The sequence below is a fragment of the Reyranella sp. genome (assembly GCF_965227665.1).
In the GTDB taxonomy this organism is placed as follows: Bacteria; Pseudomonadota; Alphaproteobacteria; order Reyranellales; family Reyranellaceae; genus Reyranella.
Window position 1 is genome coordinate 2,361,522 of the sequence record NZ_OZ245767.1, and the last position, 17,525, is coordinate 2,379,046.

Consider the following 17,525-nt stretch of genomic DNA (forward strand, 5'->3'; position numbering starts at 1 on the left):
GTCAGCGAACCCGCACACCTGCCGGCGGTGCCGCCGGCGCCGGGGCCCCCGTGCCGACCAGGCCGGTCACGCCGTAGTCGACGACGCGAACGAACTCGAGGCGCGAGAAATCGGTGAAGGGCCGGACGCGGACGCTGCCGTCGCTGGTCTCGACGACCTCGCCCACAGGGATGCCGACAGGGAAGCTGCCGCCATGGCCCGATGTGATGATTCGATCGCCGGTCTGTACGCCGGCGATGCTCGGCAGCAGCGTGAGGCGCAGCCGGGGCGAGTTGTCGCCGGCCAGGATGGCCCGCTCGCGGGTGCGCTCGACCAGCACGGGCAGGCGCGAATTGACGTCGGTCACGAACAGGACACGCGAGCTGTTCTCGCCGACCTCGGCGATGCGGCCGGCCAGGCCCTCACCGGTGACCACCGCCTGGCCCGTCGCCACGCCGACCCGGCGGCCCACGTTCAGCAGCGCGCCGCGCATGTAGGCGTTGACGCTGTCGCCGACGAGCCGGGCGGTGATGAAGGAGGCCTCGGGTCCCTCGCGGAACCTCGCGAGACTGCGCAGCCCCTCGTTCTCGTTCTCCAGCCGCCGCGCCGCCGTCTGCCAGGCGAGCAGGCGGGCATTCTCCTCGCGTAGTCGCGCGTTCTCCTCGCGCAGCGAGGCGAATTCACGAAGATCGGCGATGGCGCGGTTGGCGTAGGCGACCGGCCGGGCAATCGCCTCCAGTACCGGGCTCACCATGTCGAGCGCGAGAACCCTTGCATGTTCGACCAGAACGGTGTCGGCCTTGCCGACCAGCATGACACCGAAGGTGACGATCACGAGCAGGCCCAGGGCGAAGCGCTGCACCACGGTGCGCACTTGGCTCGCGACTACCTCGAAGTCGTCCCGGATCGCCATTTCCTGCCCATTCTAACCCAAGCGGGCGGCGGCGTGGCCTGTTAGTACATCGACGAAAGGACGCCGCGCAGTCGCACGATGTTTTCGACAGCATGGCCCGTGCCAAGGGCCACGCAGAGCAGCGGGTCTTCGGCCACCGAGACCGGCAGGCCGGTCGCCTGGCGCAGCACGGTGTCCATGTTCGCGAGCAGCGCACCGCCGCCCGTGAGCACGATGCCTTTGTCGACGATGTCGGCGGCCAGTTCCGGCGCGGTGTTCTCCAGCGCCACCTTCACGGCCTCGACGATGGCGCTCACCGGCTCCTGCAGGCTCTCGGCAATCTGCCGCTCGGTGATGACCAGCTCCTTCGGAACGCCGTTCATCAGGTCGCGGCCCTTGATCTCCATCGTGCGGCCCTCGCCGTCGTCGGGCGGGCAGGCGGACGCGATGGTCTTCTTGATGCGCTCGGCCGAGCTTTCGCCGACCAGCAGGTTATGATTGCGGCGGATATAGGCGATGATCGCCTCGTCCATCTTGTCGCCGCCGACGCGCACCGAGCGCGGATAGACGATGCCGCCCAGCGACAGCACGGCCACCTCGGTGGTGCCGCCGCCGATGTCGACGACCATCGAACCGGTGGGCTCGGTGACCGGCAGGCCGGCGCCGATCGCGGCGGCCATCGGCTCCTCGATCAGCCAGACCTTGCGGGCGCCGGCGCTCTCGGCCGATTCCTGGATGGCGCGGCGCTCGACGGCGGTGGAGCCGGAGGGCACGCAGACCACGATCTGCGGATGGGCGAAGCTGCGGCGATTGTGCACCTTCGAGATGAAGTGCTTGATCATCGCCTCGGCGACTTCGAAGTCGGCGATGACGCCGTCGCGCAGCGGGCGGATCGCCTGGATGTTGCCGGGCGTACGGCCCAGCATCATCTTGGCCTCCTCGCCGACGGCTAGGACCTGACGCTTGCCGCTCTGCGTGGTGAGGGCCACGACCGACGGCTCGTTGAGAACGATGCCTCGACCCTTCACATAGACCAGCGTGTTCGCCGTACCGAGGTCGATACCCATGTCCGCCGAAAATAGCCCGATGACGCGCGACAGCATTGAGTTAAGTCTCTGTAATTACGGCGAAATCTTGAAATACTGGCGCCATTCCGAGGTCCGGCACCGAGGGTGCGACCGGGTTTAGACCGGCAGGGCAAGGCTCGCAAGGCGATTCAAACGGTCGCAGCGATGGTCACCGTTTGTGCTCGTCCGTGCTTCTGACGGACTGAAAAGTTGCGCGCCGCTTGCGTCTCAGGCGCCTTCCAGCCGGCGTTCCTGCCGCTCGAGCCAGGCCACCACGTCGGCGCGGCGGCCGGCTTCGATATGCGCCCATTGATGCGACTTCAGTTCGTCGCCCCGCCCCGAGCGCCAGTATTCCTTCACCACGATCATCGTCCATGGCGCGGCGCCCGTCTTTCGCCCCGTCGTGACCTCGACGGTGAAGCCATGGCTGGCGCCGGCATAGGAGTGCCGCTCGCGCTGCCACTCGACGCCCTCGATGCTCCACGACGTCCGCGGCATGCGCGTCGTGCCGGGCTCCAGCAGTCGATCGACGATGCGAAAGAACGACGCGTCACCGATCTTGCGCACTAGGACAGGCTCCCGGGAAGCCCACCGGCCTTGCGCACGTCAGAGGCCCATCATCTTGGCGATGGTGTTGCGCTGGATGTCGTTGGTACCGCCGCCGATCGAGCCGACCCGCACGTCGCGGAACAGGCGCTGGATGTCGTGCGCCATCGTGTAGCCGGCGCCGCCCATGATCTCCATGGCGAGATGGGCGCATTTGAATTCGCCGTCGGTGCCCTGGATCTTGGCGATCGCCGTCTCCTCGACCGGATCGAGGCCGGCATCGAGCATGTCGGCCAGGCGATAGGTCAGCGCCTGCGTCGTGCGCAGCGCGATGCGCATGTCGGCGAACTTGTGCTGGATCGCCTGGAACTTCGAGATCGGCTGGCCGAACTGCACGCGCTCCTGGGCGAAGCGCTTGGCGTACTCGATGGCGAAATGCATGTTGCCGCAGGCCTGCGCCGCGAGACAGAGCCGCTCGAGGTTCAGCCCCTTCATCAGGCCCGACCAGCCGCGATTCTCCTCGCCGATCACATGGTCGGCCGGCACGAACACACCGTCGAAGAAAATCTCGTTGGCATGCGTGGTGCGCCGTCCCAGGGTCGGCAGCGGCTTCATGCTGAGACCGGCGGCACGCGCATCGACCCAGAACAGGGTCACGCCCTTGTGCCGCGCCTCGCTGTCGGTCTTGGCCACGACCATCAGATAGTCGGCGACGTGGGCGGCGCTGATGTAGAGCTTCTGGCCGGTCAGGCGATAGCCGTTGCCGTCGCGCACCGCCCGCGTCTTGATGCCCGACGCGTCCGACCCCGTGTCGGGCTCCGAGAGTGCGAAAGCCGATTTGAGCCTGCCGGCGCAGATCTCGGGCAGATAGCGCCGCCTGAGATGCTCGCCCGCCGTGAGCTGCAGATGCATGCCGCCATAGACGACGGTCGGCAGGTAGAGCGACGAGGCGCCGCTGTAATGACGCGCCAGCGCCTCGACAAGCACGACGAGGTCCTTGCGGCTGCCGCCCATGCCGCCATAGGCGGGATCGTAGGGCAGCGCCATGTAGCCGGCCTCGGCCAACGCCTCGAAGGCGGCGTAGGGAAACGCCGATTCCTCGTCGAGCCGCCGGATCTCCTCCGGCGGCAGCACGCGGGCCAGCAACTCGGCGACATTGCGCCGGATCAGGACCTGTTCTTCCGTCAGGCCGAATTCGTCGAGTGTGCTCATCGCCTTGCGGCCGGCGGTCAGTCGAACACCACGACGCCGCGCGCGACTTCGCCCGCCATCATGCGCTTGAAGCCCTCGTTGATCTCGTCGAGCCGGTAGGTCCGGCTGATCAGCCCGTCGATGTTCAGGCGCTTGTTCATGTAGTGGTCGACCAGCACCGGGAAATCGAGATCGGGCCGCACCGAACCGTAGAAGGTGCCGCTCATCGTCTTCTCGCCGAACACCATCATCATCGGCGAATACTGTGCCTTGACCGTGGCCGCCGAGATGCCGACCGCAACGGCATGGCCGCCCGGCGCCAGCGCGTCGAAGGCCAGCGCCTGCGTGGTGCCGATCGACACCGCGTCGAAGGAATAGTCGACGCCCAGGCCGCCGGTGATCTCCTTCACCTTCTTCACCGGGTCGTTGTCGGTCGCGGTGTTGACGGTGTGGGTCGCGCCGAAGGTCCTGGCCATCTCGAGCTTGTTGTCGAGGATGTCGGCCGCGATGATCTTGCTCGCGCCGGAGAGCATGGCGCCCTGCACGGCGTTGAGGCCGACGCCGCCGCAGCCGATCACCAGCACGGTCGAGCCGGTCTCGATCTTGGCGTGGCGCGTCACGGCGCCGACGCCGGTCGCCACGCAGCAGCCGACCAGTGCCGCCTGTGGCCACGGCATGTCCTTGCGGATCGGGATCACCATCTCCTCCGGCACCACGACTTCTTCTGCAAAGGTGCCGATGCGGGCCATCTGGTTGATGCCCTCACCCTTGTGCTTCAGCCGCAGCGTGCCGTCATACTGCGAGCCCGGCGGCACCGAGGCGCGGCCGATGCACAGCACGGTGCGGCCCTGGGTGCAGTAGCGGCAGCGCCCGCAATGCGGCCGGAACGAGAAAATCACATGGTCGCCCGGCTTCACCGTCGTGACGCCCGGGCCGCATTCGAGGATCTCGCCCGCGGCCTCGTGGCCCGGCACGATCGGCATCGGCGACGGCCAGTCGCCGTTCATGATGTGCCAGTCGCTCTGGCAGACGCCCGACGCCTTCATCTTCACGCGCACTTCCATCGCCTTCGGCGGGTCGAGCTCGCACTCGACGACCTGCAGCGGCTCGTTGGGCTTGAACAGAACAGCGGCTTTCATGAATTTCCTCCCGAAACGTTGGCGGCACTATATCATCGGGCCATGAGCAAAACCCTCCTGATCACCGGCGGCGCCTCGGGCATCGGCGCCGAGACCGCCCGGCGCGCCGGCGCGCGCGGCTACCGCGTCGCCATCAACTATCGCAGCCGTGACGCCCAGGCCCAGGCCGTGGTGGCCGACATCGAGGCCGCGGGCGGCCAGGCCATCGCCCTGCCCGGCGACATGGCGCTCGAGGCCGACATCGTCCGCCTGTTCGACGAGACCGAGCGTGCGCTGGGGCCGATCACCCATCTGGTCAACAGCGCCGGGATCGACCCCAGCCGCGGCCGCATAGACGAATACGAGCACGCGGTGATCGCCAACCTGTTCGCGGTCAACGTCATCGGCCTCATGCTGTGCTGCCGCGAGGCGACCCGACGCATGTCGACCAGGCATGGCGGCAAGGGCGGCGCCATCGTGAACGTCTCGTCGATGGCGGCGACCCTGGGCGGACGCCGCGGCGCGTCGGCCTATGCCGCCACCAAGGGCGCGGTCGATGCCTTCACCAAGGGCTTTGCGCGGGAAGTCGCCGCCGAGGGGATCCGGGTCAACGCGATCCGTCCCGGTCCGGTGATGACCGAAATGACGGAGGGACGCCTCAATGAGCCGGGAGTCCTCGCCGCCGTCGCTGCGTCGCTTCCGATCAAGCGCATCGGCGAGTCGCATGAAATTGCGAACGCGATCCTGTGGCTGCTGTCGGACGAGGCCTCGTTCATCGCCGGCGCGATGCTCGATGCGTCGGGCGGCGGCTACATCATATAGGGTAGGCGTCGGGCCGCACGAAACGATACCATCGGCCCATGAACAAGACCCTCCTGATCACCGGCGGCGCCTCGGGCATCGGCGCCGAGACCGCCCGCCAGGCCGCGACCCGCGGCTACGGCATCGCCCTCAACTACCGGACCCGCGACACGCAGGCCAGGAAGGTCGTGGCCGACATCGAGGCCGCGGGCGGCAAGGCCATCGCCCTGCCCGGCGACATGGCGCGCGAGGCCGACATCGTGCGCCTCTTCGAGCAGACCGAGAAGGCGCTGGGGCCGATCACCCATCTGGTGAACAGCGCGGGGACCAACGGACGCCGCGGGCGGGTCGACGAATACGACGCCGAGGTGCTGGCCAATCTCTTTGCCACGAACGTCACCGGGCTGATGCTGTGCTGTCGCGAGGCGGCCAAGCGCATGTCGACCAGGCATGGCGGCACGGGCGGCTCGATCGTCAACGTCTCGTCGATGGCGGCGACGCTCGGCGGACGGCTGGGCTCGTCGGCCTATGCCGCCAGCAAGGGCGCCGTCGACGCCTTCACCAAGGGCTTCGCCCGCGAGGTCGCGGCCGAGGGCATCCGCGTGAACTCGCTGCGCCCCGGCATGGTGCTGACGGAGATGACCGAGGGCCGGCTGAACGACCCGGCCTTCCGCAGCAGCATCGAAGCCTCGATCCCAATGCGCCGGGTCGGCACCTCGGCCGAGATCGCCCAGGCGGTGCTGTGGCTGCTGTCGGACGAAGCCTCCTTCATCACCGGCGCGATGCTCGATGCTTCAGGTGGGGGCTACATAATTTAAGTCCGTCCTGTCATCCCGAGCGCAGCGAGGGATGAGAGACAAAGAAAAACGGGCCCAGAAGGGCCCGTTTCCATGCAGCGCGTCGCGCCTTAGTTCTTGGCCTTGTCGACCAGCGCCTTTTCCTTGATCCACGGCATCATGGCGCGCAGCTTCTCGCCGACCTCTTCGATCGGGTGCTCCGCCATCTTCTTGCGCGTGGCCTTGAACGAAGCCTGGTTGACCTTGTTCTCCAGCATCCAGTCGCGGGCGAAGCGGCCCGACTGGATGTCGTCCAGAACGCGCTTCATCTCGGCCTTGGTCTCGGCGGTCACGATGCGCGGGCCCGACCGGTACTCGCCGTACTCGGCGGTGTTGGAGATCGAGTAGTTCATGTTGGCGATGCCGCCCTCGAAGATGAGGTCGACGATCAGCTTCACCTCGTGCAGGCACTCGAAGTACGCCATCTCCGGCGCGTAGCCCGCCTCGACCAGCGTCTCGAAGCCGGCCTTGATCAGCTCGACCAGGCCGCCGCACAGCACGACCTGCTCGCCGAACAGGTCGGTCTCGCACTCTTCCTTGAACGAGGTCTCGATGGTGCCGGCGCGACCGCCGCCCACCGCCGAGGAGTAGCTCAGCGCGATCTCGAGCGCGTTGCCCGAAGAGTTCTGCGCCACCGCCACGAGGCAGGGCACGCCGCCGCCGCGCACATACTCGGAGCGCACGGTATGACCGGGGCCCTTCGGCGCGATCATGAACACGTCGAGGTCGGGACGCGGCGTCAGCAGGTTGAAATGGACGTTGAGGCCGTGCGCGAAAGCCAGCGCCGCGCCCTGCTTCATATTGGCGGCGAGGTCGGCGTTGTAGATGTCCGACTGCAGCTCGTCCGGGGTCAGCATCATCACGATGTCGGCCCACTTGGCGCCGTCGGCCGGGCTCATCACCGTGAAGCCGGCACCCTCGGCCTTCTTGATCGTGGCCGAGCCGGGCTTCAGCGCAATGCGCACGTCCTTGACGCCCGAATCACGGAGGTTCATGGCGTGGGCATGACCCTGGCTGCCGTAGCCGACGACCAGGACTTTCTTGCCCTTGATCAGGTTCACGTCGGCATCACGATCGTAGTAGACACGCATAGGGGCCAATCCTCCTGGCAGCTGCTTCTTGCAAAGAACGGGGGTTAGTAGACAACCCGGCTCGCAAAAACCAGCCTCGAATCCCGCCTTATCGCATGTCCCCCTTGCGCTTCTACATATGGTATGCCTCACCCAGGGCAACCCAAGCCCCGTAGTTTCCCGAGGAAAGCCCCTTATGTCCCTCCGCTCCGCCTTCGTCCCTGCTTCCATCCTCGCGCCATTGGCACTCGCGCTGGTTGCCTGTAGCCAGCCCTCGGACGCCCCGACGAACCCGGCCACCCCGATGCCCGGCATCGACTATGCGGTGGAGAATTCGACGGTGCATGGCGCGGCGCGGGCGATGGGCAATCACACCTGGCTGTGGACCCGCGGCCCCGGCCCGGCCCAGATCCACTATTCGACGGCGGACGGCCGCGACCTGGTCTGGATGGTCGGCCAGCGGCGCATCTTCCAGGGCCAGTGGACGGTCGAGAATACCAGCGATTCGAGCGGCCAGCAGATCACCCAGATCTGCCTGCGCTATCCGGGTGTCAATTTCGGCGGGCTGAGCGCCACCCCGACCTGCCGCCCGGCCGGCACTTTCCTCGGCGAGATGCAGCAGCGCGAAGGCGGCGACCCGCTGCAGATGAACGGGCGCACCCAGGCCCTGTTCGTGATCGACAAGGCGCCGGCCAACCTGGCCGAGATCGAGGGCCGGGTGGCCTCGATCAAGGGCCTGTCGAACTACTGACGGGATGTTTCCATGGAGCGCGCCACTCCAGTGGCGCGCTCCATTGAGAGACTTATGACTACAGCGCCTCGCCGCCGCGCGACATGGCGACGATGCCGGTGCGGACGACGTCGACCAGGCCCAGCGACTCCATCAGGCCGATGAAGGTCTGCACCTTGTCGGTGTTGCCGGTGACCTCGAAGACGAAGGAATCGGACTTGGCGTCGATCACCTTGGCGCGGAACACGTCGGCCAGGCGCAGCGCCTCGACGCGCTTCTCGCCGACGCCCTTCACCTTCACCAGCGCCAGCTCGCGCTCGATGTGCGGGCCTTCGACCGTGAGGTCGCGCACGCGATAGACCGGCACCAGACGGTCGAGCTGCGCCTTGATCTGCTCGATGATCATCGGCGTGCCCTTGGTCACGATGGTGATGCGCGACTGGCTTTCCTTCGCGTTGGTCTCCGCGACGGTCAGGCTCTCGATGTTGTAGCCGCGGCCCGAAAACAGGCCGACCACGCGCGCGAGGATACCCGGCTCGTTGGCCACCAGCACGGAGATGGTATGGGCGACGATAGCGGAATCCTTGCTCACACCAGCACCATGCCTTCTTCCGACACCTTCGCGGACTGCTTGTCGTCCGGACCCAGCAGCATCTCGTTGTGCGCCGCGCCCGAGGGGATCATCGGGAAGCAGTTCTCCTTCTCGTCGACGATGACGTCGACGATGACGGGATGCTTCAGCTCGATCATCTCCTTGATCGTGTCGTCGAGCTTGGCGGGATCGTCGCAGCGCAGGCCCTTGGCGCCGAACGCATCGGCGACCTTCACGAAGTCGGGCAGCGATTCCGAATAGCTCTCGGAATAGCGGCCGCCGTGCAGCAGCTCCTGCCACTGCCGGACCATGCCCATGTAGTGGTTGTTGAGCACGAAGATCTTCACCGGCAGGCGATACTGCGCCGCCGTGGAGAGCTCCTGGATGTTCATCAGGATCGAGGCCTCGCCGGCCACGTCGATGACCAGCGCCTCGGGATGGGCGATCTGCACGCCCAGCGCCGCCGGGAAGCCGTAGCCCATGGTGCCGAGGCCGCCCGAGGTCATCCAGCGGTTGGGCTGCTCGAACTTCAGGAACTGCGCCGCCCACATCTGGTGTTGGCCCACTTCGGTCGTGATGTAGTGGTCCTTGTCCTTGATGTGGTGATAGAGCCGCTCCAGCGCATACTGCGGCTTGATCACCTGCTTGTTGGGCTTGTAGGCGAGGCAGTTGCGCGCGCGCCACGTCTCGATCTCGGCCCACCACGCCTTCAGCGCCTTCTGGTCGACCTTGGGTTGCTTCGCCTTCCAGGCCTTCACCAGCTCTTCCAGCACGATGCCGGCATCGCCCACGATGGCGAGGTCGACATGGACGTTCTTGTTGATCGACGAGGGATCGATGTCGACGTGGATCTTCTTCGAGCCCGGCGAGAACTTCGTCAGGTTGCCGGTGATGCGGTCGTCGAAGCGCGCGCCGATGTTGATCATCACGTCGCAGCCGTGCATCGCCAGGTTGGCTTCGTAGGTGCCGTGCATGCCCAGCATGCCGAGGAACTGCTTGTCCGAGGCCGGGAAGGCGCCGAGGCCCATCAGCGTGTTGGTGACCGGATAGCCCGTCAGATGCACGAGCTGGGTCAGCAGCTTCGAGGCGTTCGGACCGGCATTGATGACGCCGCCGCCGGCGTAGAAGACCGGGCGCTTGGCATTGGCGATCATCTCGATCGCCTGCTCGATCTTCCTCGGATCGGGCTGGGTCTGCGGCCGGTAGCTCTTGTGCGTCACCGCGACTTTGGGCGGCGTCACATACTCGTGCTTGTTCATCAGCACGTCCTTGGGCAGGTCGATGACGACCGGCCCCGGACGGCCGGAGCGCGCCACGTAGAAGGCCTCGTGGACCGTGCGCGCGAGGTCGCCCACCGCCTTCACCAGGTAATTGTGCTTCGTGCAGGGACGCGTGATGCCGGTCGTGTCGGCTTCCTGGAAGGCGTCGTTGCCGATCAGGTGGGTCGGCACCTGGCCCGTCAGGCAGACGATCGGGATCGAATCCATCAGCGCGTCGGTGAGGCCGGTCACGGCATTGGTCGCGCCGGGGCCCGAGGTCACCAGCACCACGCCGACCTTGCCGGTCGAGCGGGCATACCCTTCGGCGGCATGCACGGCCGCCTGCTCGTGACGCACCAGGATGTGGCGCAGCCGGTTCTGCTTGAAGAGCGAATCGTAGATCGGAAGGACCGCACCGCCGGGATAGCCGAAGACGACCTCGACTTCCTCGTCGATCAAGGCTTTCACCAACAGATCGGCGCCAGTCGTGGCGGGCTCCTCGGGCTTCAACACAGCGGTCTCCTTCATGACAAATGTGCCGCAAAACGGGGGTTTTGCGGCGCGGCGGAACATAGGGGCGGCGTTCGAGCGGGTCAATCGAAAAGATCGAAACGCAAAGTTTCAACCCGCCAGATTGTCCAAATATTTCTCAATCTCGCCCACAGTCTGATCGGCCCTCGGGTCGAATACCAGATCTGGGATCATCTGGTGCCGGAACCACGTCATCTGGCGTTTGGCGTATTGCCGCGTGTGATCGATCGCGATCCGCCGGACGTCCGGGAAGGACAACTCACCCCGGAAATGCCGGAAAAACTCGGGCGCGCCATGAGCCTTGAGGCCCGGCCAGGCCGGATCGGGGTGCTTGTCGAAGACCGCACGGGCTTCGGCTTCCACGCCCTGGGCCAGCATGACGTCGAACCGGCGCTCGATCCGCTCGCGCAGCCACTCCCGATCGGGCGCCAGCAGGACGGTCGCGAATTGCCAGGGCGCCGCCGAGGCCTCCCCCCGCTGCCATTCGCTGAGCGGGCGGCCCGTGGCCTGCCAGACCTCCCAGGCCCGGACATGGCGCTGGCGGTCCTCGGGCTTCAGCCTGTCGACGATCGCCGGGTCGTGGACGGCCAGCCGCTCCCGGAAAGCCCGCGACCCCAGGGCCGCCCAGTCGGCATTGGCCTGCTCGCGCAGCTCGGGCGGGGCGTCGGGAATCGGCGCAATTCCCTGCATCAAGGTCCGGATATAGAGGCCCGAGCCGCCGCACAGGATGGGCACGCGGCCATCGGCCAGAACCCGCTCGATCTCGGCCGATGCGAGCGTCCGCCAGCGTGCGGCCGATACGGTCTCGCCCACCGGCAGGACGCCATAGAGCGTATGCGGCACCCGCGCCCGCTCCTCCCCGGTCGGCTGCGCCGTCAGGACCGGGAAGGCGTCGTAGGTCTGCATCGCATCGGCATTGATCACCGTGCCGCCGCGCCGTTCGGCGAGCTCGAGCGCCAGCGCCGACTTGCCGCTGGCGGTCGGTCCGGTGACGACGATGACGGGAGGCTGAACTTGCGATGTCATGAGCGGCGCACTGTTTGCAAATCCGCGACCCCGCCGCTAGAGCCGGGTGCGTGAAAAACGTCCTGGTCCTGATCTCCGATCCCGCCCGCCCCGCCGTGACCGATGCGGTCGTGGCCTCCGCCATCGAAGCCCTGAAGGCCAACGGCGTCACCGTCGGCGCGCCCGACTGGCTCGACGAGGGCATTGCCTGCGACCTGCCGTTCGACGGGACCGCCGCGCCGATCAGCCTGGCCGGCGTCGACGCGGTCTTCCTGCCGGCGGAGGGACGCCGCAAGAAGCTGCTGGTCGCGGACATGGAATCGACCATGATTCACAACGAGATGCTCGACGAGCTGGCCGACTTCCTGGGCCTGCGCGAGAAGATCGCCGGCATCACGGCCCGCGCCATGAACGGCGAAATCGATTTCGCCGGCGCGCTCGAGGAGCGGGTCGGCCTGCTGAAGGGCTTGCCCGTCGGCCGCCTCGACGAGGCCGCGACCCGCATCCGCTACATGCCGGGCGGCGCCACCCTGGTCGCCACCCTGCAGAAGAACGGCGCCTACTGCGCGCTGGTGTCGGGCGGCTTCACCTACTTCACCGCCATGGTGCGCAAGGCGCTAGGGTTCGACCTGGATGCCGCCAACGTGCTGGAGCATGACGGTACCTCCCTGGCCGGCACGGTGGGGCATCCCATCCTCGGCAAGGAGGCGAAGCTCACGACCCTGCGGCGCCTGGCCGGAGAGCGTGGCCTTGGCGACGCGGACGCGATAAGCGTGGGAGACGGCGCCAACGACCTGCCGATGCTGAAGGCCGCCGGCCTCGGCGTCGCCTTCCACGCCAAGCCGGCGGTGGCGGCCCAGGTGCCGGCCCGCATCGACCATGGCGATCTCACCGCGCTGCTCTACCTGCAGGGCTATCGCCGCAGCGACTTCGAAGAGAGGAAAGACCCATGACCGACATCCAGCAGATCGTCCTCGCCAAGCGCCCCGAGGGCGACGTCACCGCCGACTGCTTCCGCGCCGAGAGCGTGTCGCTCCCCGCCCTCGCCGAGGGCCAGATTCTGATCGCCCAGCGCTTCCTGTCGCTCGATCCCTACATGCGGCCGCGCATGACCGAGCTGCGCTCCTATACGCCGCCCTTCGAGCTCGACAAGCCGCTGACGGGCGGCTCGGTGGGCGAGGTCGTCGAGTCGAAGAACCCGCGTTTCGCCAAGGGCGACATCGTGATGGGCATGCTGAACTGGGCCACCCATACGGTCCATGACGGCAAGGGCCTGCGCAAGATCGACGCCGCCGGCGTGCCGCTTTCGGCCCATCTCGGCGTGTTGGGCATGCCAAGCTTCACCGCCTGGTACGGCATCAAGCATATCTGCAAGCCCAAGGCGGGCGAGACAGTGTTCGTCTCCGCCGCGACCGGCGCCGTCGGCCAGGTGGCGGGCCAACTCGCAAAGCTGGCCGGTGCCCGCGTCGTGGGCTGTGCCGGCGACGAGCAGAAGTGCCAGTGGGCGGTGCGCGAGGCGGGCTACGACGCCTGCTTCAACCACAAGACCGAAAGCGACGTGGGCGCGGTGCTCGACAAGCTCTGCCCGCAGGGCATCGACGCCGACTTCGAGAATGTCGGCGGCCGGATCTTCCACGCCGTCTTCGCGCGCCTGAACAATTTCGGCCGGGTCGCCTTCTGCGGCGCCATTTCCGAGTACCAGGACGCCACGCCGATGGCCGGGCCGGAGAAGATGTTCACCATCGTCCAGCGCCGCCTCACCCTGCAGGGCTTCATCGTCTCCGACCATGTCGCCCTCATGGGCGAGTTCGTGAACGAGGTCGGCGGGCTGGTGGCCTCCGGCAAGCTGAAGAGCCGCGAGACCGTGATCGACGGCCTCACCAAGGCCCCCGAGGCCTTCATGGGCCTGCTGAAGGGCGAGAACTTCGGCAAGCTGGTGGTGAAGGTCGGCTGACCTCATTGGAGCGCGCCACTCCAGTGGCGCAATCATGATCATGAGCGCCACTGGAGTGGCGCGCTCCAAAAAGCAAAAAGGCCGCGCGATGCGCGGCCTTTTCCATTTGTTGGAAGCGAAAGCTACTTCTGCAGACGCAGCGCCGCGAAGCGGGGATCGCCCTGGCGCTCGACGAAGAGCAGCACGGAGCGCTTTTTCTGCTGCTGCAGCTTGGTCACGAGGTCGGTGACCTCCTGCGGTGTCGTCACCGGCTTCTGGTCGACCTCGAGGATGACGTCGCCCGGCTGCAACTGCTTCTCGGCGGCCGGGCTGTTGGGCGCCACCTTCGTGACGATCACGCCCTTCACCTGGTCGGAGAGGCCATAGCGTTCGCGCAGCTGGTCGGTGACCTTCTGCAAGGTCAGGCCGAGCTGCTCGATGGTCGAGGTCACCGGCTGGTCGGGTTCGGCCGGCTTCTTGGGGCCCTGCGCCGAGGTGTTCTGCTTCTCGGCCTCTTCCTGTTCGCCAACCCTGAGCTTCAGGGGGACTTCCTTGCCGCCGCGCCAGACGACGACGTCGACAGTGCTGCCGACCCGGGCATTGGCGACCACCTTCGGGAAGCGGCGCAGGTCAAGCACGTCCTGGCCGCCGAAGGACAGGATGATGTCGTTGCGCTTCAGACCCGCCTTGGAAGCCGGCCCGTCGGCCGTGACATTGGCCACCAGCACGCCGCGGGCGCGATCGAGCCCGAAGGAATCGGCGATGTCGTCGGTGACGCTCTGGTAGCTGACGCCGATCCAGCCGCGCTTGACCTTGCCGAACTCGCGCAGCTGGTCAGCGACCTGCTTCACGAGGTTCGACGGGATCGAGAAAGCGAGACCCGCATTGGTGCCGGAGGGCGAGTAGATCGCGGTGTTGACGCCGATCACCTCGCCGTCGGTGTTGAACAGCGGACCGCCCGAGTTGCCCTTGTTGATGGCCGCGTCGGTCTGCAGATAATCGTCGAGCGAGTCGTTCAGCGACCGGCCGCGCGCCGAGATGATGCCGGCCGTCACCGAATGGCCCATGCCGAACGGATTGCCGATGGCGATCACCCAGTCGCCGACGCGGGACTTGTCCGAATCGCCCCACTTCACGGCCGGCAGCGGCTTCTTGTTGGGCTGCTCGACCTTGAGCAGGGCGAGGTCGATGCGGCTGTCGGAGCCGATCAGCTTGGCCTTGAGCTGGGTGTCGTCCCGGAAAATGACCGTGATGTCCTCGGCGCCCTGGATCACATGGTTGTTGGTGACGATGTAGCCTTCGCCGTCGATCACGAAGCCCGACCCCAGCGACGTGCCGCGGCGCTTCTGCTGCTCTTCACCGCCGCGCTTGTCGAAGAAATCCTTGAACAGTTCCTCGAAGGGCGAGCCGGGCGGAAGCTGCGGCATGTCGCGCAGACGCGGCCCCTGCTGGGGGACGTTCTGCGTGGTCGTGATGTTGACGACGGTCGGCATCAGCTTGTCGACCAGCTCGGAGAAACTCTCCGTCGGTTGGCGAGCCCATGCCGGCTCGGCCGTCACGAGGCCGAGCGACGCGATCGCCGCGAGCGCGGCCCCTCTGAAATAGCCAGGCAAATCAGCTAGAATCACGACCGACCTCCAACGGCGCTCATGGCCAAACGGTCGATACGGCCGGCGCCGCGCGTTAGGGTTCCTGTCTAACTGCGGGCCGATTGTGGCGCAAATAAAGAGGTCGTTATCACGCCCGGATTTACGGGGTTTTGGGCGCCTGACCAAAAAGAAACCGGCGGCGTGACAAGAGTGCCACAGCCGCCGGTCGGTACGATCTTTGCCGCTTCCTACGGCTTCGGGGCGGGTAGTCCCGACGGGTCGTTGAAGAAGCGGAAGAAGTCGTTGTCGGGGCTCAGCAGCATGGTCGAGCCGCCCGAACCGAACGCCTGCTTGTAGGCCTCCATGCGCCGGTAGAAGGCGTAGAAGTCTTTGTCCTTGCTGAACGCCTTGGCGTAGATCTCGGTCGCCGACGCGTCACCCTCGCCTCGCAGGACCTGGCCCTTCAGACCCGCATCCGCCTTGATGACGGCGACCTCGCGGTCGGCCGTCGCCTTGATGCGGGCGTTCTCCTCGTCGCCCTCGGCGCGGAGCTGGCCGGCCTCGCGCTCGCGGTCGGTCTTCATGCGGTTGTAGACCGATTGCGAGTTGGCCTGCGGCAGGTCCGCCCGCTTGATGCGAACGTCGACCGTCTGGACGCCAAGCTCCATGGTCTTGACGTTCACCCGCCGGGTGATGTCGTCCATGAGATTGGCGCGCTGGTCGGTCAGCACCGCATGCAGCGGCACCGACGACAGGACGCCGCGGATTTCCGAATTGATCAGCGAGTCGAGGAGCCCGCGCAGGGTCGTCTCGCCTCCCGGCACGGTCTGCGCATAAAGTTTGGCCGCGACGATCTTGTAGCGGGCATAGGCATCGACCACGAGGCGCTTCTGGTCGCCGGCGATGATCTCGAACTCCTCGGCTTCGTAGTCGAGCAGCCGGCGGTCGATCCGCTGGATGTCCTGGATCAGCGGCAGCTTGGCGTAGAGCCCCGGTTCGGTCTTCGGCTCGCCGACGATGGCGCCGAACTGACGGACCAGAACCTGCTTGGTCGGATCCACCGTGTAGAAGGTCTGGCTGACCAGGAAGCCCACGATCGCGAGCGCGATCAGCGCGATGATCGAACGGTTGCTCATCGCGTGGCTCCCGGCAGCGGCTGAGGTGCGCGCGGCGGCTGCGGCCCGACGCCCGGAGTCTGTCCCGAGCGCAGCTCGGGCAACGGCAGATAGGGCAGCACGCCGCCATTGTTGGTCGTGCCCTTGTCGACCAGCACCTTGTTCACGTTACGCAGCACTTCTTCCATCATGTCGAGGTACAGACGCTCGGTCGTGATGTCCTTGGCCTTGGCCCACTGCTCGTAGACCTGGTCGAAACGCTGGGCGTCACCGCTGGCCCGCGCCACGGTCTCGGCCTTGTAGGCTTCGGAGCGCTGGATGATCGATTCCGCCTCACCCTTTGCCCGCGGGAGCTGCTGGTTGCGGTAGGTGTTGCCCTCGTTGATCAGCTTCTCCTTGTCGGCGCGCGCGGCCTGCACGTCGCGGAAGGCTGCAATGACTTCCTGCGGCGGGTCCACGCGCAGCAGCTGGATCTGCGAAATGCGCACGCCGAGGCCATACTCGTCGAGAATGCCCTGCAGCAGGTCTTTGGTGTCCTGCTCGATACGGCTACGGCCCTCGGTCTGGGCATATTGCAGGTTCGACTTGCCGATCACCTCGCGCATGGCGGCCTCGGCGCCGGCGCGGACGTTTTCCTCGGGATTGCGCACGTCGAATGCGTACTTGAACACGTCCTTGATCTGCCAGAGCACGGCGAACTCGATGTCGACGATGTTCTCGTCGCCGGTCAGCATCAGGTTTTCCGTCGACGTCGGGCGCGGGCCCCGCGTGTAGGGCGTGGTCGCCTGGCTGCCGCGCGAACCGATGACCGTGCGGCGCTGGTCCTGCACGTTCACGACCACGACATTGCCGATCGGGGCCGGCAGATTGTAGTGCAGACCCGGCTCGACGGGCTTCCCGTAGGGCTTGCCGAACACGAGCTGGATGGCCTGCTGGTTGGGCTGTACGCGGAAGAAGCCGGTGGCCAGCCAGATCACGAGCGCGCCCAGGACCACGAGGGCGATGCCCTTGTAGGTGCCGAAGCCGCCGGGCATGAGATTTTTGAGGCGTTCCTGCCCCTTGCGGATCACGTCTTCCATGTCGGGCGGGCGCCGCGAGCCGAACGGGCCGCCGCCACCGCCGCCGCCGCCCTTGTTGCCACCGCCACCGCCGCCGCCCCAGGGACCACCGCCACCGCCGCCGCCACTACCGCCGCCGCCGCCCCAGGGGCCGCCGCCGCCGTTGTTATTCCACGCCATTTGTCACCTCAGGGCCCCTGCTGCCGCTTGTCA

The 17,525-nt window shown here is 66.8% G+C and carries 17 protein-coding genes; 5 read left to right on the forward strand and 12 right to left on the reverse strand.

Annotation, left to right across the window (positions count from 1 at the left end; translation table 11 throughout):
- Nucleotide 1: 1 nt before the first annotated feature.
- The 5 genes from mreC to ACO07I_RS11475 form a co-directional block, all read right to left on the reverse strand.
- Nucleotides 2-892, reverse strand: coding sequence for a rod shape-determining protein MreC (gene mreC, locus ACO07I_RS11455; protein ID WP_422017370.1), 891 nt, complete (start codon nt 890-892; stop codon nt 2-4).
- Nucleotides 893-933: 41 nt separating this feature from the next.
- Complete coding sequence (locus tag ACO07I_RS11460) at nt 934-1,974, reverse strand: rod shape-determining protein (protein WP_068189726.1); 1,041 nt, start codon at nt 1,972-1,974, stop codon at nt 934-936.
- Between the two features lie 192 nt (nt 1,975-2,166).
- On the reverse strand, nt 2,167-2,505 hold the full coding sequence (locus ACO07I_RS11465; protein WP_422017372.1) for a hypothetical protein: 339 nt from the start codon (nt 2,503-2,505) through the stop codon (nt 2,167-2,169).
- Nucleotides 2,506-2,544: 39 nt separating this feature from the next.
- A complete protein-coding gene (locus ACO07I_RS11470) occupies nt 2,545-3,696 on the reverse strand; it encodes an acyl-CoA dehydrogenase family protein (RefSeq protein WP_422017374.1) in 1,152 nt (383 codons plus the stop codon).
- A 17-nt stretch (nt 3,697-3,713) separates the two neighbouring features.
- Nucleotides 3,714-4,814, reverse strand: coding sequence for a Zn-dependent alcohol dehydrogenase (locus ACO07I_RS11475; protein ID WP_422017376.1), 1,101 nt, complete (start codon nt 4,812-4,814; stop codon nt 3,714-3,716).
- Nucleotides 4,815-4,856: 42 nt separating this feature from the next.
- Here ACO07I_RS11475 and ACO07I_RS11480 point away from each other — a divergent pair, with 42 nt between their 5' ends.
- Complete coding sequence (locus tag ACO07I_RS11480) at nt 4,857-5,615, forward strand: SDR family oxidoreductase (RefSeq protein ID WP_422017378.1); 759 nt, start codon at nt 4,857-4,859, stop codon at nt 5,613-5,615.
- A gap of 38 nt (nt 5,616-5,653) precedes the next feature.
- Nucleotides 5,654-6,412, forward strand: a complete 759-nt coding sequence (locus ACO07I_RS11485) for an SDR family oxidoreductase (RefSeq protein WP_422017380.1) — start codon at nt 5,654-5,656, stop codon at nt 6,410-6,412.
- 89 nt (nt 6,413-6,501) lie between these two features.
- Here ACO07I_RS11485 and ilvC read toward each other — a convergent pair whose 3' ends face one another.
- Nucleotides 6,502-7,521 carry a ketol-acid reductoisomerase gene (gene ilvC / locus ACO07I_RS11490; RefSeq protein WP_422017382.1) on the reverse strand — a complete coding sequence of 340 codons (1,020 nt, stop codon included), beginning with the start codon at nt 7,519-7,521 and terminating at the stop codon, nt 6,502-6,504.
- 175 nt (nt 7,522-7,696) lie between these two features.
- On the opposite strand from ilvC, the gene ACO07I_RS11495 reads away from it, so the two are divergent.
- Nucleotides 7,697-8,251, forward strand: a complete 555-nt coding sequence (locus ACO07I_RS11495) for a hypothetical protein (protein WP_422017384.1) — start codon at nt 7,697-7,699, stop codon at nt 8,249-8,251.
- A gap of 58 nt (nt 8,252-8,309) precedes the next feature.
- Here ACO07I_RS11495 and ilvN read toward each other — a convergent pair whose 3' ends face one another.
- The 3 genes from ilvN to miaA form a co-directional block, all read right to left on the reverse strand.
- Nucleotides 8,310-8,822, reverse strand: coding sequence for an acetolactate synthase small subunit (ilvN, locus tag ACO07I_RS11500; protein ID WP_304855615.1), 513 nt, complete (start codon nt 8,820-8,822; stop codon nt 8,310-8,312).
- Nucleotides 8,819-10,609 (reverse strand): acetolactate synthase 3 large subunit, encoded by a 1,791-nt coding sequence (locus ACO07I_RS11505; protein ID WP_422017386.1) that lies wholly within the window; start codon nt 10,607-10,609, stop codon nt 8,819-8,821. The genes ilvN and ACO07I_RS11505 overlap by 4 nt, the downstream gene beginning before the upstream one ends.
- 93 nt (nt 10,610-10,702) lie before the next feature.
- The gene (gene miaA / locus ACO07I_RS11510; protein ID WP_422017388.1) at nt 10,703-11,638 is read right to left on the reverse strand and encodes a tRNA (adenosine(37)-N6)-dimethylallyltransferase MiaA; all 936 of its coding nucleotides are present in this window, start codon (nt 11,636-11,638) and stop codon (nt 10,703-10,705) included.
- A gap of 50 nt (nt 11,639-11,688) precedes the next feature.
- On the opposite strand from miaA, the gene serB reads away from it, so the two are divergent.
- Complete coding sequence (gene serB, locus ACO07I_RS11515) at nt 11,689-12,570, forward strand: phosphoserine phosphatase SerB (protein ID WP_422017390.1); 882 nt, start codon at nt 11,689-11,691, stop codon at nt 12,568-12,570.
- Nucleotides 12,567-13,571 carry an NADP-dependent oxidoreductase gene (locus ACO07I_RS11520; RefSeq protein WP_422017392.1) on the forward strand — a complete coding sequence of 335 codons (1,005 nt, stop codon included), beginning with the start codon at nt 12,567-12,569 and terminating at the stop codon, nt 13,569-13,571. The genes serB and ACO07I_RS11520 overlap by 4 nt, the downstream gene beginning before the upstream one ends.
- A gap of 122 nt (nt 13,572-13,693) precedes the next feature.
- Here ACO07I_RS11520 and ACO07I_RS11525 read toward each other — a convergent pair whose 3' ends face one another.
- The 3 genes from ACO07I_RS11525 to hflK all read right to left on the reverse strand — a co-directional run bounded on the left by ACO07I_RS11525 (nt 13,694) and on the right by hflK (nt 17,492).
- The gene (locus tag ACO07I_RS11525) at nt 13,694-15,178 is read right to left on the reverse strand and encodes a DegQ family serine endoprotease (protein WP_422017394.1); all 1,485 of its coding nucleotides are present in this window, start codon (nt 15,176-15,178) and stop codon (nt 13,694-13,696) included.
- A 209-nt stretch (nt 15,179-15,387) separates the two neighbouring features.
- Nucleotides 15,388-16,275 (reverse strand): protease modulator HflC, encoded by an 888-nt coding sequence (hflC, locus tag ACO07I_RS11530; RefSeq protein ID WP_422017396.1) that lies wholly within the window; start codon nt 16,273-16,275, stop codon nt 15,388-15,390.
- Nucleotides 16,272-17,492 carry an FtsH protease activity modulator HflK gene (gene hflK, locus ACO07I_RS11535; protein ID WP_422017398.1) on the reverse strand — a complete coding sequence of 407 codons (1,221 nt, stop codon included), beginning with the start codon at nt 17,490-17,492 and terminating at the stop codon, nt 16,272-16,274. Before hflK ends, hflC begins: the two co-directional genes overlap by 4 nt.
- Between the last annotated feature and the right edge of the window lie 33 nt (nt 17,493-17,525).

Excerpts from the sequence above, each read along its gene's own strand:
- ACO07I_RS11475 (WP_422017376.1), bottom strand. The coding sequence starts at position 4,814 with ATGAAAGCCGCTGTTCTGTTCAAGCCCAACGAGCCGCTGCAGGTCGTC.
- ACO07I_RS11520 (WP_422017392.1), top strand. The coding sequence starts at position 12,567 with ATGACCGACATCCAGCAGATCGTCCTCGCCAAGCGCCCCGAGGGCGAC.
- ACO07I_RS11485 (WP_422017380.1), top strand. The coding sequence starts at position 5,654 with ATGAACAAGACCCTCCTGATCACCGGCGGCGCCTCGGGCATCGGCGCC.
- mreC (WP_422017370.1), bottom strand. The coding sequence starts at position 892 with ATGGCGATCCGGGACGACTTCGAGGTAGTCGCGAGCCAAGTGCGCACC.
- ACO07I_RS11505 (WP_422017386.1), bottom strand. The coding sequence starts at position 10,609 with ATGAAGGAGACCGCTGTGTTGAAGCCCGAGGAGCCCGCCACGACTGGC.
- ACO07I_RS11480 (WP_422017378.1), top strand. The coding sequence starts at position 4,857 with ATGAGCAAAACCCTCCTGATCACCGGCGGCGCCTCGGGCATCGGCGCC.
- miaA (WP_422017388.1), bottom strand. The coding sequence starts at position 11,638 with ATGACATCGCAAGTTCAGCCTCCCGTCATCGTCGTCACCGGACCGACC.
- ACO07I_RS11470 (WP_422017374.1), bottom strand. The coding sequence starts at position 3,696 with ATGAGCACACTCGACGAATTCGGCCTGACGGAAGAACAGGTCCTGATC.
- hflK (WP_422017398.1), bottom strand. The coding sequence starts at position 17,492 with ATGGCGTGGAATAACAACGGCGGCGGCGGCCCCTGGGGCGGCGGCGGC.
- hflC (WP_422017396.1), bottom strand. The coding sequence starts at position 16,275 with ATGAGCAACCGTTCGATCATCGCGCTGATCGCGCTCGCGATCGTGGGC.
- ACO07I_RS11460 (WP_068189726.1), bottom strand. The coding sequence starts at position 1,974 with ATGCTGTCGCGCGTCATCGGGCTATTTTCGGCGGACATGGGTATCGAC.
- ACO07I_RS11495 (WP_422017384.1), top strand. The coding sequence starts at position 7,697 with ATGTCCCTCCGCTCCGCCTTCGTCCCTGCTTCCATCCTCGCGCCATTG.
- ilvC (WP_422017382.1), bottom strand. The coding sequence starts at position 7,521 with ATGCGTGTCTACTACGATCGTGATGCCGACGTGAACCTGATCAAGGGC.